This window comes from Streptomyces composti, from assembly GCF_012034205.1.
In the GTDB taxonomy this organism is placed as follows: domain Bacteria; phylum Actinomycetota; class Actinomycetes; order Streptomycetales; family Streptomycetaceae; genus Streptomyces; species Streptomyces composti.
This window is the reverse complement of record NZ_JAATEM010000029.1, coordinates 16655-31354: the sequence shown is the minus strand read 5'-3', so window position 1 is coordinate 31354 and position 14700 is coordinate 16655. Positions and strand designations below refer to the sequence as shown.

14 protein-coding genes are annotated in these 14700 nt (G+C 70.3%); 8 read left to right on the top strand and 6 right to left on the bottom strand.

Annotation, left to right across the window (positions count from 1 at the left end; genetic code table 11):
* Position 1: 1 nt before the first annotated feature.
* Complete coding sequence (locus HCJ93_RS22655; protein WP_167997684.1) at positions 2-634, bottom strand: AIM24 family protein; 633 nt, start codon at positions 632-634, stop codon at positions 2-4.
* Positions 635-800: 166 nt separating this feature from the next.
* Here HCJ93_RS22655 and HCJ93_RS22650 point away from each other — a divergent pair, with 166 nt between their 5' ends.
* From HCJ93_RS22650 to HCJ93_RS22640, 3 genes are all read left to right on the top strand, one after another.
* Positions 801-1145, top strand: coding sequence for a DUF3817 domain-containing protein (locus HCJ93_RS22650; RefSeq protein ID WP_167997626.1), 345 nt, complete (start codon positions 801-803; stop codon positions 1143-1145).
* Complete coding sequence (locus tag HCJ93_RS22645; protein WP_167997625.1) at positions 1142-1438, top strand: MTH1187 family thiamine-binding protein; 297 nt, start codon at positions 1142-1144, stop codon at positions 1436-1438. The genes HCJ93_RS22650 and HCJ93_RS22645 overlap by 4 nt, the downstream gene beginning before the upstream one ends.
* Before the next feature lie 82 nt (positions 1439-1520).
* On the top strand, positions 1521-2030 hold the full coding sequence (locus HCJ93_RS22640; protein WP_167997624.1) for a MarR family winged helix-turn-helix transcriptional regulator: 510 nt from the start codon (positions 1521-1523) through the stop codon (positions 2028-2030).
* Between the two features lie 54 nt (positions 2031-2084).
* On the opposite strand, the gene HCJ93_RS22635 is transcribed toward HCJ93_RS22640, so the two are convergent.
* Positions 2085-2426, bottom strand: coding sequence for a DUF3817 domain-containing protein (locus HCJ93_RS22635; RefSeq protein WP_167997623.1), 342 nt, complete (start codon positions 2424-2426; stop codon positions 2085-2087).
* 93 nt (positions 2427-2519) lie between these two features.
* On the opposite strand from HCJ93_RS22635, the gene icmA reads away from it, so the two are divergent.
* The gene (gene icmA, locus HCJ93_RS22630; RefSeq protein WP_167997622.1) at positions 2520-4220 is read left to right on the top strand and encodes a coenzyme B12-dependent isobutyryl-CoA mutase large subunit; all 1701 of its coding nucleotides are present in this window, start codon (positions 2520-2522) and stop codon (positions 4218-4220) included.
* Positions 4221-4403: 183 nt separating this feature from the next.
* Here the strand turns inward: icmA and HCJ93_RS22625 are convergent, their stop codons facing one another.
* Positions 4404-5018, bottom strand: a complete 615-nt coding sequence (locus tag HCJ93_RS22625; protein ID WP_167997621.1) for a TetR/AcrR family transcriptional regulator — start codon at positions 5016-5018, stop codon at positions 4404-4406.
* A gap of 270 nt (positions 5019-5288) precedes the next feature.
* Between HCJ93_RS22625 and HCJ93_RS22620 the strand changes: the two genes are divergently transcribed.
* From HCJ93_RS22620 to HCJ93_RS22605, 4 genes are all read left to right on the top strand, one after another.
* Entirely contained in the window at positions 5289-6269 is a 981-nt protein-coding gene (locus tag HCJ93_RS22620) for a tetratricopeptide repeat protein (protein ID WP_167997620.1), read from the top strand.
* Positions 6270-6939: 670 nt separating this feature from the next.
* Entirely contained in the window at positions 6940-7572 is a 633-nt protein-coding gene (locus tag HCJ93_RS22615; RefSeq protein WP_167997619.1) for a DUF6230 family protein, read from the top strand.
* A 116-nt stretch (positions 7573-7688) separates the two neighbouring features.
* A complete protein-coding gene (locus HCJ93_RS22610) occupies positions 7689-8255 on the top strand; it encodes a DUF6114 domain-containing protein (RefSeq protein WP_167997618.1) in 567 nt (188 codons plus the stop codon).
* Positions 8245-9606, top strand: coding sequence for a hypothetical protein (locus tag HCJ93_RS22605; RefSeq protein ID WP_167997617.1), 1362 nt, complete (start codon positions 8245-8247; stop codon positions 9604-9606). The genes HCJ93_RS22610 and HCJ93_RS22605 overlap by 11 nt, the downstream gene beginning before the upstream one ends.
* A 120-nt stretch (positions 9607-9726) precedes the next feature.
* On the opposite strand, the gene pyk is transcribed toward HCJ93_RS22605, so the two are convergent.
* The 3 genes from pyk to pta all read right to left on the bottom strand — a co-directional run bounded on the left by pyk (position 9727) and on the right by pta (position 14539).
* Complete coding sequence (gene pyk / locus HCJ93_RS22600) at positions 9727-11154, bottom strand: pyruvate kinase (protein ID WP_167997616.1); 1428 nt, start codon at positions 11152-11154, stop codon at positions 9727-9729.
* Positions 11155-11237: 83 nt separating this feature from the next.
* On the bottom strand, positions 11238-12446 hold the full coding sequence (locus tag HCJ93_RS22595) for an acetate kinase (protein ID WP_167997615.1): 1209 nt from the start codon (positions 12444-12446) through the stop codon (positions 11238-11240).
* Positions 12443-14539 carry a phosphate acetyltransferase gene (pta, locus tag HCJ93_RS22590; protein WP_167997614.1) on the bottom strand — a complete coding sequence of 699 codons (2097 nt, stop codon included), beginning with the start codon at positions 14537-14539 and terminating at the stop codon, positions 12443-12445. Before pta ends, HCJ93_RS22595 begins: the two co-directional genes overlap by 4 nt.
* Positions 14540-14700 lie beyond the last annotated feature (161 nt).

The window sequence follows — 14700 nt, the reverse complement described above, 5'->3', positions numbered from 1 at the left end:
GTCAGACGTCCCCCGCGATGGTGTTGCGCTCACTGGGCTGGACGTACACCAGTCCGTCGCCCTCGAAGCGGATCTGGAAGGCCTCGCCGCCGCCCTCGCCGATCAGGGTGCGGAAGGTCACGCCCGACTGGAAGGACTGGCGCAGGTTCCCCCGGTGCGCGACGTAGGCGCCGGGGTCGACGGAGAGCGGGTACTGCGGGCTGACCCGGAGCACCACCGCAGGACCGTCCGACATCACCGCCACCTGTCCGTGCCCCTCGACCGTCGTGGTGAACAGGCCGTTGCCCTGGGAGGCGCCGCGCAGGCCGGTGAAGGTGGTGCCGGTGCGCAGGCCGCCGTCGGTGGCCAGCAGGTTGCTGGACTCCACGTACAGCTTGTCGCCCTGCAGCGTGATCAGGTTGATCTCGCTCGCCCGGTCGGCGAAGAAGCAGGTGCCGTGTCCCTTCACCTCCATCAGGGTCATCTGCTCGCCGGTCAGCCGGCGGGTCACCATGCCCCGGATGCCCTCACCGCCCCCGGTGAGCTTCTTGAACGCCATCTCGCCGTCGTACGCGACCATCGAGCCGTTCTTGGCCTTCACGGCATCTCCGGTCATGTCGACGGCGAGCACCTTGCTGCTCTGCAGTCGGAACATCGCCACAGATGGCACGGTAGCGGCCGGTTTGCCGGGCCGAACAGGGCCTGAAGGCGGAGACGGACCCTGAGCGAACCCCCAGGAACACCGTTTGCCACAATGGCCGAGCGCTTGTGCGTACATTCACAAGAACAGTCGTTCCCGCCTCTCCCCCCGAAGGTGATCCGTGGACATCAAAACCGCCACCGCGCTCCGCCGGCTGCGCCTCGTCTCCGCGCCGGAAGCCGTGTCCTTCCTGCTGCTGCTCGTCTGCTCGGTGCTGAAGCGGACCACGGAGTTCAACGCGGTCCCGGTGATGGGCGCGGTCCACGGCCTGCTCTTCACGCTGTACGTGCTGTTCTGGGCGGACGCCTGGAACCGCACCAAGTGGCCGCTGAAGACCGCCGCCTACTACTTCGTGATGGCGGTGCTGCCCGCCGGCGGATTCCTCGCCGACCGCAGGCTGCGCCGCGAGGCCGAGGACGCGGTGATCGCCTCCCGCGCCCGCAAGGAAGGTGTGGTGAACGCGTGATCGTCGCCTTCTCGGTGACGCCGCTCGGCGTCGGTGAGGACGTGGGGGAGTACGTCGCCGACGCCGTGCGCGTGGTCCGCGAGTCCGGGCTGCCCCACCGCACCGACGCGATGTTCACCTCGATCGAGGGCGAGTGGGACGAGGTCATGGACGTCGTCCGGCGCGCCGTGGCCGCCGTGGAGGCCCGCGCGCCCCGCGTCTCCCTGGTCCTCAAGGCGGACATCCGTCCCGGCGTCACGGACGGCCTGACCTCCAAGGTCGAGACGGTCGAGCGCCACCTCGCCGAGGGATGACCGGACGCCTCACCGCACGCTTCCGGTACCGAACTCCGAGACAGGGCTGACCAGCATATGACCGGCCGGTAAGGTCGGTGCCGTGCCGAAGCCGCTCAGTCTCTCGTTCGATCCCATCGCCCGCGCCGACGAGCTCTGGAAGCAGCGCTGGGGCAATGTGCCGTCCATGGCGGCGATCACGTCGATCATGCGCGCGCACCAGATCCTGCTGGCCGAGGTCGACGCGGTGGTCAAGCCGTACGGGCTCACCTTCGCGCGCTACGAGGCCCTGGTGCTGCTGACCTTCTCCAAGTCGGGCGAGCTGCCGATGTCCAAGATCGGCGAGCGCCTGATGGTCCACCCCACCTCGGTCACCAACACGGTCGACCGCCTGGTCCGCTCCGGCCTGGTCGCCAAGCGCCCCAACCCCAACGACGGCCGCGGCACCCTCGCCTCCATCACCGACAAGGGCCGCGAGGTCGTCGAGTCCGCCACCCGCGACCTGATGGCCATGGACTTCGGCCTCGGCGTCTACGACGCCGAGGAGTGCGCCGAACTCTTCGCCATCCTCCGCCCCCTGCGCATGGCTGCGGGGGATTTCAAGGAGGAGTGAGTCACCACGTGAGGCCCGGCCTCACCGGATGAGAACCGGGCTCGCGCCGGGGTGTCAGGCCGTCGCGGGCTCGGCGTCGGTCTTGCCGGCGATCAGCGGCTCGGCCTCGCGGGTCACCTTGCGCTCGACGAAGAAGGCGGCCGTGGGGATGGTGCCGGCGATCAGCACCCAGAGCTGGCGGCCCACCGGCATCTTCATCTTGTTGCCCAGGTCGAAGGCGAAGATCAGGTAGAGCACGTACAGCCAGCCGTGGGCGATGCCCACCACCGTGACGAAGCTGTCGAACCCGTCCAGGTGCAGCAGGCGTTTGCCGATCACGCCCACCGTCAGCAGTACCAGGAGGACTGCGGTGACGTAGGCCATCACGCGGTAGCGGGTCAGGACGCTCTTCTTCATGCCGTCGAGGGTATCCGGTGGCCGACGGCACTCGGTCACCCGTCCTGAGCTGCGCCACTATCATTTAGTAGGACGTCCAAGTAAATTTGGAGCATGGACGCTGACGCCATCGAGGAGGGCCGCCGTCGTTGGCAGGCCCGGTACGACGCTGCTCGCAAGCGGGACGCCGACTTCACCACGCTCTCCGGGGATCCCGTTGAGCCGGTGTACGGGCCGAGGCCCGGGGACCGGTACGAGGGGTTCGAGCGGATCGGGTGGCCGGGTGAGTTCCCGTTCACCCGCGGGCTGTATCCGACGGGATACCGGGGGCGGACCTGGACCATCCGGCAGTTCGCCGGGTTCGGGAACGCCGAGCAGACCAATGAGCGGTACAAGATGATCCTCGGCAACGGCGGAGGCGGCCTGTCCGTCGCCTTCGACATGCCGACGCTCATGGGCCGCGACTCCGACGACCCCCGCTCGCTCGGCGAGGTCGGCCACTGCGGCGTGGCCATCGACTCGGCCGCCGACATGGAGGTCCTGTTCAAGGACATCCCGCTCGGGGACGTCACCACGTCCATGACGATCAGCGGGCCCGCCGTGCCCGTCTTCTGCATGTACCTCGTGGCCGCCGAGCGCCAGGGCGTGGACACCTCCGTGCTCAACGGCACGCTGCAGACGGACATCTTCAAGGAGTACATCGCCCAGAAGGAGTGGCTCTTCCAGCCGGAGCCCCATCTGCGCCTCATCGGCGACCTGATGGAGTACACCAGCGCGCGCATCCCCGCCTACAAGCCGCTGTCCGTCTCCGGCTACCACATCCGTGAGGCCGGTGCGACGGCCGCGCAGGAGCTGGCGTACACCCTCGCCGACGGCTTCGGCTACGTGGAGCTGGGCCTCAGCCGCGGCCTGGACGTGGACGTGTTCGGCCCGGGCCTGTCGTTCTTCTTCGACGCGCACGTCGACTTCTTCGAGGAGATCGCCAAGTTCCGCGCCGCGCGCCGGATCTGGGCCCGCTGGATGCGGGACGTCTACGGCGCCAGGACCGAGAAGGCGCAGTGGCTGCGCTTCCACACCCAGACCGCCGGTGTCTCGCTGACCGCCCAGCAGCCGTACAACAACGTGGTGCGCACCGCCGTCGAGGCGCTGGCCGCGGTGCTCGGCGGCACCAACTCGCTGCACACCAACGCCCTGGACGAGACCCTCGCCCTGCCGAGCGAGCAGGCCGCCGAGATCGCGCTGCGCACCCAGCAGGTGCTGATGGAGGAGACCGGCGTCGCCAACGTGGCCGACCCGCTGGGCGGTTCGTGGTACGTCGAGCAGCTCACGGACCGCATCGAAGCGGACGCGGAGAAGATCTTCGACCAGATCAAGGAGCGCGGTCTGCGCGCCCACCCCGACGGCAAGCACCCGATCGGACCGATGACCTCCGGCATCCTGCGCGGCATCGAGGACGGGTGGTTCACCGGCGAGATCGCCGAGTCCGCCTTCCGCTACCAGCAGGCTCTGGAGAAGGGCGACAAGAAGGTCGTCGGCGTCAATGTGCACACCGGCTCCGTCACCGGCGACCTGGAGATCCTCCGGGTCAGCCACGAGGTGGAGCGCGAGCAGGTGCGCCTGCTGAAGGAGCGCAAGGCCGCCCGCGACGACGCGGCGGTGCGCCGCGCCCTGGACGCGATGATCGAGGCCGCCCGGTCCGACGCCAACATGATCGAGCCGATGCTCGAGGCCGTGCGGGCGGAGGCCACCCTCGGCGAGATCTGCGACGCGCTGCGCGACGAGTGGGGCGTGTACACCGAGCCGGCCGGTTTCTGAGCAGCCCGGCCGCCGCAGCCCGGAGCCGCTGAGGAGCTCCAGCCGCAGGAGAGTGGAACACCGGTCGCCCGGGGCCCTTCCGGGGGTCCCGGGCGCCCCGCGTGCCGCGGAACTGCGGGCGTGTTGGTGCACGCGGCTCCCGGATCTCCGGTGGGCATCCGGCTGCGCGGTGATTCGCTTTCGCTACGCCGCCGCCAGGCCCTGCAGCATCACCCGGGTGAAGGCCCTGACCCACTCCTCGTCCGCCGGCTGCGCACTGACCAGGGTGCGGTGGACCACCGCGCCGGCCACCATGTCGAAGATCAGGTCCACCGTGCGGGCCGACTCCTCGGGGTCCGTGGACGGCGGGAGTTCGCCGCGCTCCTCGGCGCGCGCCCGGCCCGCGAGAACCAGCCGTTTCTGGCGGTCGACGATGGATGCCCGGATGCGTTCGCGAAGCGCCTCGTCGCGGGTGGCCTCGGCGACCACCGCCATCAGGCCGCTGCGCGCCTCGGGGCGGGCCAGGATCGCCGCGAACTGGAGCACCACGCCCTCCATGTCGGCGGCCAGCGAGCCGCGGTCGGGCAGGCTCAGTTCGTCGAAGAGCTCCGCCACCGCGTCGACGACCAGTTCGTTCTTGCCCGACCAGCGGCGGTAGAGGGTCGTCTTGGCGACCCCGGCGCGGGTCGCCACGTCGCCCAGCGTCAGCTTGGACCAGCCCAGCTCCACCAGCGCCTGACGGGTGGCCGCCAGGATCGCGGCATCCGCGCTGGCGCTGCGGGGGCGGCCGGTGCGGCCTGCCGGGGTGCGCGTCTGCATGGAACGACCATAACCGGCCGGTTTCCGTGCAGTCGTGAGGGAGATCACCGGCTGAAGGGGTCCCTCCGGCTCCGCTTGGCATTACGCTACGAGTCGTAGCGAAAGCACGAGTGACCGACGTGCCGGAGCGACAACCACAGCAGCACCAGGCGCGGGGTGGGGACCCCGGCGCCGATACACCGCAGGCGTCGCGGGGGCCGCGCAGCCCCCGCCGGCCAGGCTTTCACCGCGGTTTTCACGCAGGCGCGCAGTACGGGGGAGGATAGACGCATGCAGCCACGGAACATGTCCATGAGCGGAGTCGTCGACCTCGCCGCGGTGAAGGCGGCCCAGGAGGCCAAGGCGAAGGCGGAGCAGGCGCGCGCCGAGGCGGCGCGCAAGGGCGGCGGCCCCGGTGCCGTCTCCCCGGCCGATCTCGTCATCGACGTCGACGAGGCCGGTTTCGAGCGCGACGTCCTGCAGCGCTCCACCGAGGTCCCGGTCGTCATCGACTTCTGGGCCGAGTGGTGCGAGCCCTGCAAGCAGCTCAGCCCCGTGCTGGAGCGGCTCGCGGTCGAGTACAACGGGCGCTTCCTCCTCGCCAAGATCGACGTCGACGCCAACCAGATGCTGATGCAGCAGTTCGGGATCCAGGGGATCCCGGCGGTCTTCGCGGTGGTGGCCGGCCAGGCGCTGCCGCTCTTCCAGGGCGCGGCCGGCGAGGCGCAGATCCGTCAGACCCTGGACCAGCTGGTGCAGGTAGCCGAGCAGCGCTTCGGCCTCACCGGGCTCGTCGTCGACCCCGAGGCGGAGCCGGGCGGCGGCGCCAAGGCCGCCGAGGCCAGGCCCGCGGGACCGCACGACGCCCTCCTCGACGCCGCCGTGCAGGCGCTGGACGCGGGCGACCTGCCCGGTGCCATCCAGGCGTACAAGAACGTGCTGGCCGAGGAGCCGGGCAACACGGAGGCCAAACTGGGCCTCGCCCAGGCGGAGCTGCTCCAGCGGGTGCGGGACATGGACCCGCAGCAGGTGCGCAGGGAGGCCGCCGAGAAGCCGGACGACGCCGCCGCGCAGATCGCCGCCGCCGACCTGGATCTGGCGGGCGGACACGTGGAGGACGCCTTCGGCCGCCTCATCGACACCGTCTCGCGCACGAAGGGTGACGACCGGGAGGCCGCCCGGGTGCGGCTGGTGGAGATGTTCGACGTCGTCGGCGCCGAGGATCCGCGCGTGGTCGCCGCGCGCAGGGCGCTGGCCCGTGCCCTGTTCTGAGCCGGGGCACGCCACCGTCTGAGCGGGGCGCGCGGCTGGTTCACGCCCGCCCCGCCGGGTACCGGAACCCTGGTGCCCGAGTGAAAGGTTGGTCGAGAAGAGGTCGCTGCGGCCGCGCTTTACCAAATCTTGGTAATCGCGGCCGCTGTTACTGCGAGTAAACCGTCCCCGTTGATCTGTCGGATTCTGTCCGGTGATCAATGGTTTTGTACACCACCTCCGGGACACCCTCCGTTGCCGACCGAGACCCCTGCGTCGTGTCGCGGTTATCGGCCCGTTACTAGCCAGTAACGAACCCCCTTGTGCGGGCGGCGAGAATGCACCACGATCGGCGACGCTCGGTCCATTCCCGTACCCGACAGCCGGTCGGGTCACGGGAGTTCCTGGGTCCCCACCGAGCAGAGCCGGCGGCAGTGGTGCCGGCTCTTGGACAGGGGGGTCTTCGCCGGCTCGGCGAAGCCTGTCCGGCAGGGTTGTGCGTGATGCGTGTCAGGCGCGACCAGTGGTTGTCGCTCGGGGGTGAACGCCGGTGACTCGGGCGCTCAGTGCGCCGCCGGGTGCAGGCGCTCTCCTTCCCGAGGACGTAGCACTTCTCCCATCCCTGCCCGGCTGAGCCGTCGTCCAAGGCGGCGGGTCGGAGCAGGAGATGTACGTCCGAGAAGGAGGAAATATGGAGTCCCAGGTGCGTGGCGGGACCAGATGGAAGCGGTTCGCTGTGGTCATGGTGCCCAGCGTTGCCGCCACGGCAGCGATAGGTGTCGCCCTCGCGCAGGGTGCTCTCGCCGCCTCGTTCAGCGTCTCCGGCCAGTCGTTCAAGGTGACGGCGGACCGGCTCGACGGTACGGGCTTCTCCCAGTACGGGGCGATCGACTCGGGTTACACGCTCAAGGGCGAGAAGACGGCTCACCCCGTCGCCGTCTCGGCGTTCAAGTCCGCGAAGATCCGGAACATGTGCCAGTCCGTGGTCACCCCGGACGTGCCGCTCTTCGGCAATGTCAGCCTCATGCTGAAGGCCGGTGCCGACAAGCCGGTCGAGGCCGAGAACCTCTACATCGACGTCGAGGACCTCGAGGCCAACGCCACCTTCAACAACATCGACATCGGTGTTGCGGCCAAGGACGCCAACAAGGGTCCCGGCATGAAGGGCGGCAAGGAGCAGGCCAACCCGTACGGGTTCGCTCAGCAGGCCGAGTCGGCCACGCTGACCGACGTGAAGCAGACGGCGTGGGCCACCACCGCCGGAACCTTCAAGCTGAGCGGCCTGAAGATGTCGCTCTCGAAGGGTGTCAAGGAGTGCTACTGAGCACTCTGTGACGGGCGGGGGAGCCGCGGCGCCCCCGCCCGTCCACCTTCCGCCCGCGTCTTCACGCGCGGAGCACATCACCACCACAGCAACGCCGTACCAGGGAGCTGTTTTCCATGAGCGCCGAGACTCCTGCCGCATCCGGCCAGTTCACTCGCCGGAGGCTGCAGTTCCGCGCCTGGCGGGGCGCGCGGCCGTTCTGGGCCGGCCTGTTCGTCATGCTCGGCGGACTCCCCATCGCCTACTTCCCGTACGCGAACCTCCAGATCGGACATCTGACGCTGGCCATGGCGACCACGGCGGGCGCCGGGTCCCTGATCATCGGCGTGCTGCTCGTCGTCCTCGGCGTCAGCCTCTGGTTCCAGAAGCACGTACGGGTCTTCGCGGGTGTCGCCGCGATCCTGCTGGCGCTGGTGTCCATTCCCGTCTCCAACCTCGGCGGCTTCCTCATCGGCTTCCTCTTCGCCCTGGTGGGCGGGGCGATGGCCGTGTCGTGGGCGCCGGGCACCCCGCCCGAGGAGCAGCCCGCGGCCGCCGCGGGCGACCAGGGCGACGCCCCGGAGAGCGCGGACCGCGACACCACGCTGCTGAAGTCCGCCGACGACACCACGGTGGGCGAGCCGAACGATCTGTCAGGAACGAGCCCGGCGAACGGGGCGAACGGGAGGCACAGTGCCGGCTGACGAGGTGACCCACGGGACTGATGCGGAGGCGTCCCGTGTGAGAACCGGGCCGCGTCACGCGGCTCCCAAGAAGCCGCTGTTCACCAGGTTCCAGATGCCGGCGGGCAAGGCGATAGCCCTCGCGGCGATGCCGACCGCGGTCCTGATGGGCATGGGGTTCACCCCCACGCTCGCCCAGGCCAAGGACGAGCCGGGCTCGTCGAACAGCCTGACCGCGGACGAGTACAAGGACTGCGTGACGGCGATCGAGGCGGCGGAGGACGCCGAGAAGGACGCCAAGGACGAGGACGCCAAGGACAAGGACGAGAAGAAGGACGACGCCCCGGCGTCGCCCACGCCCACCCCCTCGGCGAGCGCCGCTGCCGAGAAGCCGGCCGCGAAGCCGGATGCGCAGCAGGCCCCGCAGGCGCGGGAGCAGGCGGACAAGGGCACGTCCTCTTCGCCGGATTCAGGTTCCGACGACGAGGCCGGGCCCGCCCCGTCCGCCACCGCCTCCGAGCAGCCCGCGCCGTCCCCCTCGGAGACCGACAAGAACCTCCTGGAGAAGATCGGCGAGGGGATCAAGGACCTTCTCACGCCCGGCCGGGCCGCCGAGGCGGAGGAGAGCGAGAGTCCCGCCCCGTCCCCCTCGGAGACCGGGAAGGCCGCCGGGGACGCCAAGAAGTCCGCGGACGCCGGGGGCAAGGCCGAGGAGACCGCCGAGAAGGCCGCGGGTGCCGCGAAGGAGGCCGCCGAGGACGCCGCCGGCACGGCGGGCGAGGCGGCCGAGGGCGCGGCGGAGAAGGCCCAGAAGGCCGCCGAGGAGGCCGCGGAGGCCACTCCGGAGGCCTCTGCCTCGCCGAGCCCGTCGGAGAGCGCCGCGGCGGTCGATCTCGAGGACTGCCCGGTCGCCACCGATGCCGAGGGCGGCATCGACAACACCGTGCCGCTGCCCGACGATCCCTGGTTCCTGGACGCCAGCTCGCTGCTGCTGAAGGGCGCCGACTACAAGGGCATCGTCAAGGTGAAGACGGCCAACGGCACCACCAAGAAGGTGCTGAAGTACGTCGTCTCGGCCGGCACCGACATCGGCGACCTGCACCAGACCGTCAAGGACCCGCAGTCCGGCAAGACGTACCACGTGCAGGCCGCCAAGGGCTCGACGTCCACCATCCGCAACGGCGACACCGTGATGTACACGGAGCGCATCTCCGGCAACCTGCTCGGGCTGATACCCGTCACGTTCGACCCGGAGCACCCGCCGCCGCTGAACATCCCGCTGATCTACTTCACCAATGTGAAGGTGCAGCAGGCCGGCCAGTTCGGCGGCACCCTGCACGTGCCCGGGCTGCACCAGTTCGTCACGGACTGAGCCCGCGTCAAGACCATTCCGGGAGCCGCTCACACCGAGGGCGCCCCCTGATCCCAGGGGGCGCCCTCGGTGTCTTCGGCGTCCTCGCCCGACGTGCGCCGGCCGGCCTGCCGGTGGCCGTCAGCCGGTCGGGCCGCCCAGGTGGTGGACGCGGACCATGTTGGTGGTGCCGGGGACGCCGGGCGGGGAACCGGCGGTGATCACCACGATGTCGCCCTCGTTGAACCGGCTGAGCCGGACCAGCTCCTGCTCCACCAGCTCCACCATCTCGTCGGTGCTGTTGACGAACGGCACCACGTGCGGCTCCACGCCCCAGCTGAGCGTCAGCTGGTTGCGGGTGCTCTCGTCCGTGGTGAACGCCAGGATCGGCTGCACGGCGCGGTACCGGCACAGCCGCCGCGCGGTGTCGCCCGACTGGGTGAAGGCCACCAGGCCCTTGCCGCCGAGGAAGTCGGCGATCTCGCAGGCCGCGCGGGCCACCGAACCGCCCTGCGTGCGCGGCTTCTTGCCCGGCACCAGCGGCTGCAGGCCCTTGGACAGCAGCTCCTGCTCGGCCGCCTGGACGATCTTCGACATCGTCCGGACCGTCTCGATCGGGTAGGCGCCGACCGAGGACTCCGCCGACAGCATCACCGCGTCCGCGCCGTCCAGGATCGCGTTGGCCACGTCGGAGGCCTCGGCGCGGGTCGGCCGGGAGTTGGTGATCATCGACTCCATCATCTGGGTCGCCACGATCACCGGCTTGGCGTTGCGGCGGCACAGCTCGATCAGGCGCTTCTGCACCATGGGGACCTTCTCGAGCGGGTACTCGACGGCCAGGTCGCCGCGGGCGACCATCACACCGTCGAACGCCATCACGACGTCCTCCATGTTCTCCACCGCCTGCGGCTTCTCCACCTTGGCGATGACCGGGACCCGGCGGCCCTCCTCGTCCATCACCCGGTGGACGTCGGCGATGTCCTTGGCGTCCCGCACGAAGGACAGCGCGACCAGGTCGCAGCCCATCCGCAGGGCGAACCGCAGGTCCTCGACGTCCTTCTCGCTCAGCGCGGGCACGTTCACGGCCGCGCCGGGCAGGTTGATGCCCTTGTGGTCGGAGATGACGCCGCCCTCGATGACGATCGTCTTCACCCGCGAGCCCTCGACGTCCAGCACCTTCAGCTCGACGTTGCCGTCGTTGATCAGGATCTGGTCGCCGCGGGAGACGTCGCCCGGCAGCCCCTTGTAGGTCGTCCCGCAGATCGTCTTGTCGCCCGGCACGTCCTCGGTGGTGATGGTGAACTCGTCACCGCGCACCAGCTCGACGGGACCCTCGGCGAAGGTCTCGAGGCGGATCTTGGGGCCCTGGAGGTCGGCGAGCACACCGATGGCCTTGCCGGTCTCCTTGGACGCGGCGCGGACCCGGTCGTAGCGGGCCTGGTGCTCGGCGTGGCTGCCATGGCTGAAGTTGAAGCGGGCCACGTTCATGCCGGCTTCGATCAGGGCGACGAGTTGCTCGTGGGAGTCGACCGCGGGGCCGAGAGTACAGACGATTTTCGAACGGCGCATGGGGCGATCCTATCGGTTTGTTTCGCAGCGGAATATTCCGTCTGGCGGAATATACAAATGAGATTCCCGACGCTCACTTGTTCTCAGTCGTTGTTTCCGACCAGTGCGTATGTCTGAGTGGCGATCTCCATTTCCTCGTCCGTCGGAACCACCGCGACCGCGACCCGCGCGCCCTCGGGCGAGATCAGCCGCGGTCCCTCGCCGCGCACCGCGTTGCGCTCCGCGTCGACCGCCAGACCCAGCGGCTCCAGGCCCGCCACGGCCGCCGCGCGCACCTCCGCGGAGTTCTCGCCGACCCCGGCGGTGAAGGCCACCGCGTCCACCCGCCCGAGAACGGCGCAATAGGCACCGATGTACTTCTTCAACCGGTGAATGTAGATGTCGAACGCCAGCTTCGCCTGTTCATCACCCTCGTCGATCCTGCGGCGGATCTCGCGCATGTCGTTGTCGCCGCAGAGCCCGATCAGGCCGCTCTTCTTGTTGAGCAGAGTGTCGATCTCGTCGGCGGACATTCCCCCGACGCGCATCAAATGAAAGATCACGGCCGGGTCCATGTCTCCGGACCGCGTACCCATCACCAGCCCCTCCAAGGGAGTCAGCCCCATCGAGGTGTCCACGCACCGGCCGGCCCGCACCGCCGAGGCGGACGCCCCGTTGCCCAGGTGCAGCACGATCACGTTCACGTCCTCCGGCGCCCGGCCCAGCAGCCGCGCCGTCTCGCGCGAGACATAGGCGTGCGAGGTGCCGTGGAAGCCGTAGCGCCGGATGCGGTGCGCGTCGGCGGTCGCCACGTCGATGGCGTAGCGGGCGGCGGACTCCGGCATCGTGGTGTGGAAGGCGGTGTCGAACACCGCCACCTGGGGCAGGTCGGGGCGCAGGGTCATGGCCGTGCGGATGCCGGTGAGGTTGGCCGGATTGTGCAGCGGCGCCACCGGGATCAGCCGCTCGATCTCGGCGAGCACGGTGTCGTCGATGACGGTCGGCTCGGTGAAGTGCTTCCCGCCGTGCACCACCCGGTGGCCGATCGCGGCCAGCTCCGGGGAGTCCAGGCCCAGGCCGTCCGCGGCCAGCTCCTCGGCCATGGCCTTCAGGGCGGCGTCGTGGTCGGCGATCGGCCCGGTGCGCTCCCGGCTGTCCCCGGCCGCCGCCGAGGTGTGCCTCACCCGGGAGGTCTGCTCCCCGATCCGCTCCACCAGCCCCGTGGCCAGCCGCCTGCTGTCGCGCATGTCGAGCAGCTGGTACTTCACTGACGAGGAGCCGGAGTTGAGGACGAGGACACGCGTGGCAGTCACTGGGCGGAAGCCTTCCCGGTCGTGGAGTCGTTCTGGGCCTGGACGGCGGTGATGGCGACGGTGTTGACGATGTCCTGCACCAGGGCGCCCCGGGACAGGTCGTTGACCGGCTTGCGCAGACCCTGCAGCACCGGTCCCACGGCGATCGCGCCCGCCGAGCGCTGCACCGCCTTGTAGGTGTTGTTGCCGGTGTTCAGGTCGGGGAAGATCAGCACGGTCGCCTGGCCGGCCACCTCCGAGCCCGGCAGCTTGGTCGCGGCGACCGACGGCTCCACCGCCGCGTCGTACTGGATCGGCCCCTCGATCTTCAGATCGGGCCTGCGCGCACGCACCAGCTCGGTCGCCTCGCGCACCTTCTCCACGTCGGCACCGGAGCCGGAGGTGCCGGTGGAGTACGACAGCATCGCGATCCGCGGCTCGACGCCGAACCGGGCCGCGGTCACCGCCGACTGCACGGCGATGTCGGCGAGCTGCTCGGCGTCCGGGTCCGGGTTGACCGCGCAGTCGCCGTAGACCAGCACCTTGTCGGCCAGGCACATGAAGAACACCGAGGAGACGATGCGGGCGTCCGGCCTGGTCTTGATGATCTCGAAGGCGGGCCGGATGGTCGCGGCCGTGGAGTGCACGGAACCGGAGACCATGCCGTCGGCGAGTCCCTCCTCGACCATCAGCGTGCCGAAGTAGTTCACGTCCGAGACGACGTCGTAGGCCAGCTCCACGGTGACGCCCTTGTGCGCCCGCAGCGCGGCGTACTTCTCGGCGAAGCCGTCCCGCAGCTCGGAGACCGCCGGGTCGATCAGCCGGCTGTCGCCGAGGTCGATGCCCAGGTCGGCGGCCTTCTTGCGGATCTGCTCCACGGGGCCGAGCAGCGTCAGCTCGCACACGCCCCGGCGCAGCAGCACCTCCGCCGCGTGCAGCACCCGCTCCTCGGTGCCCTCGGGCAGCACCACCCGCCGGAGGTCGGAGCGGGCCCGCTCGAGCAGCTTGTGCTCGAACATCATCGGGGTGACCCGGCCGCTGCTGGGCGCGGACACCCGCCGGGTCAGCCCGGCGGTGTCCACGTACCGCTCGAACAGGCCGAGCGCGGTCTCCGCCTTGCGCGGCGTGGCCGCGTTCAGCTTTCCCTCCAGGGAGAACAGTTGCTCCGCGGTGGGGAAGCTGGTGCCGGACACCGACAGCACCGGGGTGCCGGGGGCGAGGCGGGACGCCAGGGTGAGGACGTCCTCGCCGGGCACCTCGTCCAGGGTGAGCAGCACCCCCGCGATCGGCGGGGTGCCGGCGCTGTGCGCGGCGAGCGCGCCCACCACCAGATCGGCGCGGTCGCCCGGGGTCACCACCAGGCAGCCGGGGGTCAGCGCGGCGAGGAAGTTGGGCAGCGTGGCGCCGCCGAAGACGAAGTCCAGGGCGTCCCTGGCGAGCCCGGAGTCGTCGCCGAGCACCACCTTGGCGCCCAGCGCGTTCGCCACCTGCGCGACGGTCGGCGCGGACAGGGCCGGCTCGTCCGGCAGCACCCAGCAGGGCACCGGCAGCCGGGTGGCCAGCCGCTCGGCGATCTCGTCCCGGTCCTCGCGGGCCACCCGGTTGACCACCATGGCGAGCACATCGCAGCCGAGCGTGTCGTAGGCCCGGTAGGCGTTGCGGGTCTCGGCGCGCACCGACTCGGCGGTCTGCTTGCGGCCGCCCACGACCGGGATCACCGAGGCGCCGAACTCGTTGGCGAGCCGGGCGTTCAGCGACAGCTCGTCCGGGAACTGGGTGTCGGCGTAGTCGGTGCCCAGCACGAGCACCACGTCGTAGTCCCGGGCGACCAGGTGGAAGCGGTCGACGAGGGTGGAGACCAGCTCGTCCGTGCCCCGCTCGGCCTGGAGCGCGGAGGCTTCCTGGTAGTCCATGCCGTAGACGGTGGCCGGGTCCTGGGAGAGGCGGTAGCGGGCGCGCAGCAGCTCGAAGAGGCGGTCGGGCCCGTCGTGCACCAGGGGGCGGAAGACGCCCACCCGGTCGACCTGCCGGGTCAGCAGTTCCATGACTCCCAGCTCGACCACCTGGCGGCCGTCGCCGCGGTCGATGCCGGTCACGTACACGCTGCGGGTCACGCGCGCTCTCCGTTTCGTCTGTCTCGCCGGTTCCGGCGTTCCGGGTCCGGGTCCGCCGGTGCTCGTCGGTGGTGGTGATCGTCGTCGCCGGGGGCCGGGGTGTGCCGTCGTCGGGGTGTGATGCGTCGTTGCCGGGGTTCGCGTACGCCGGGACCGCGTTG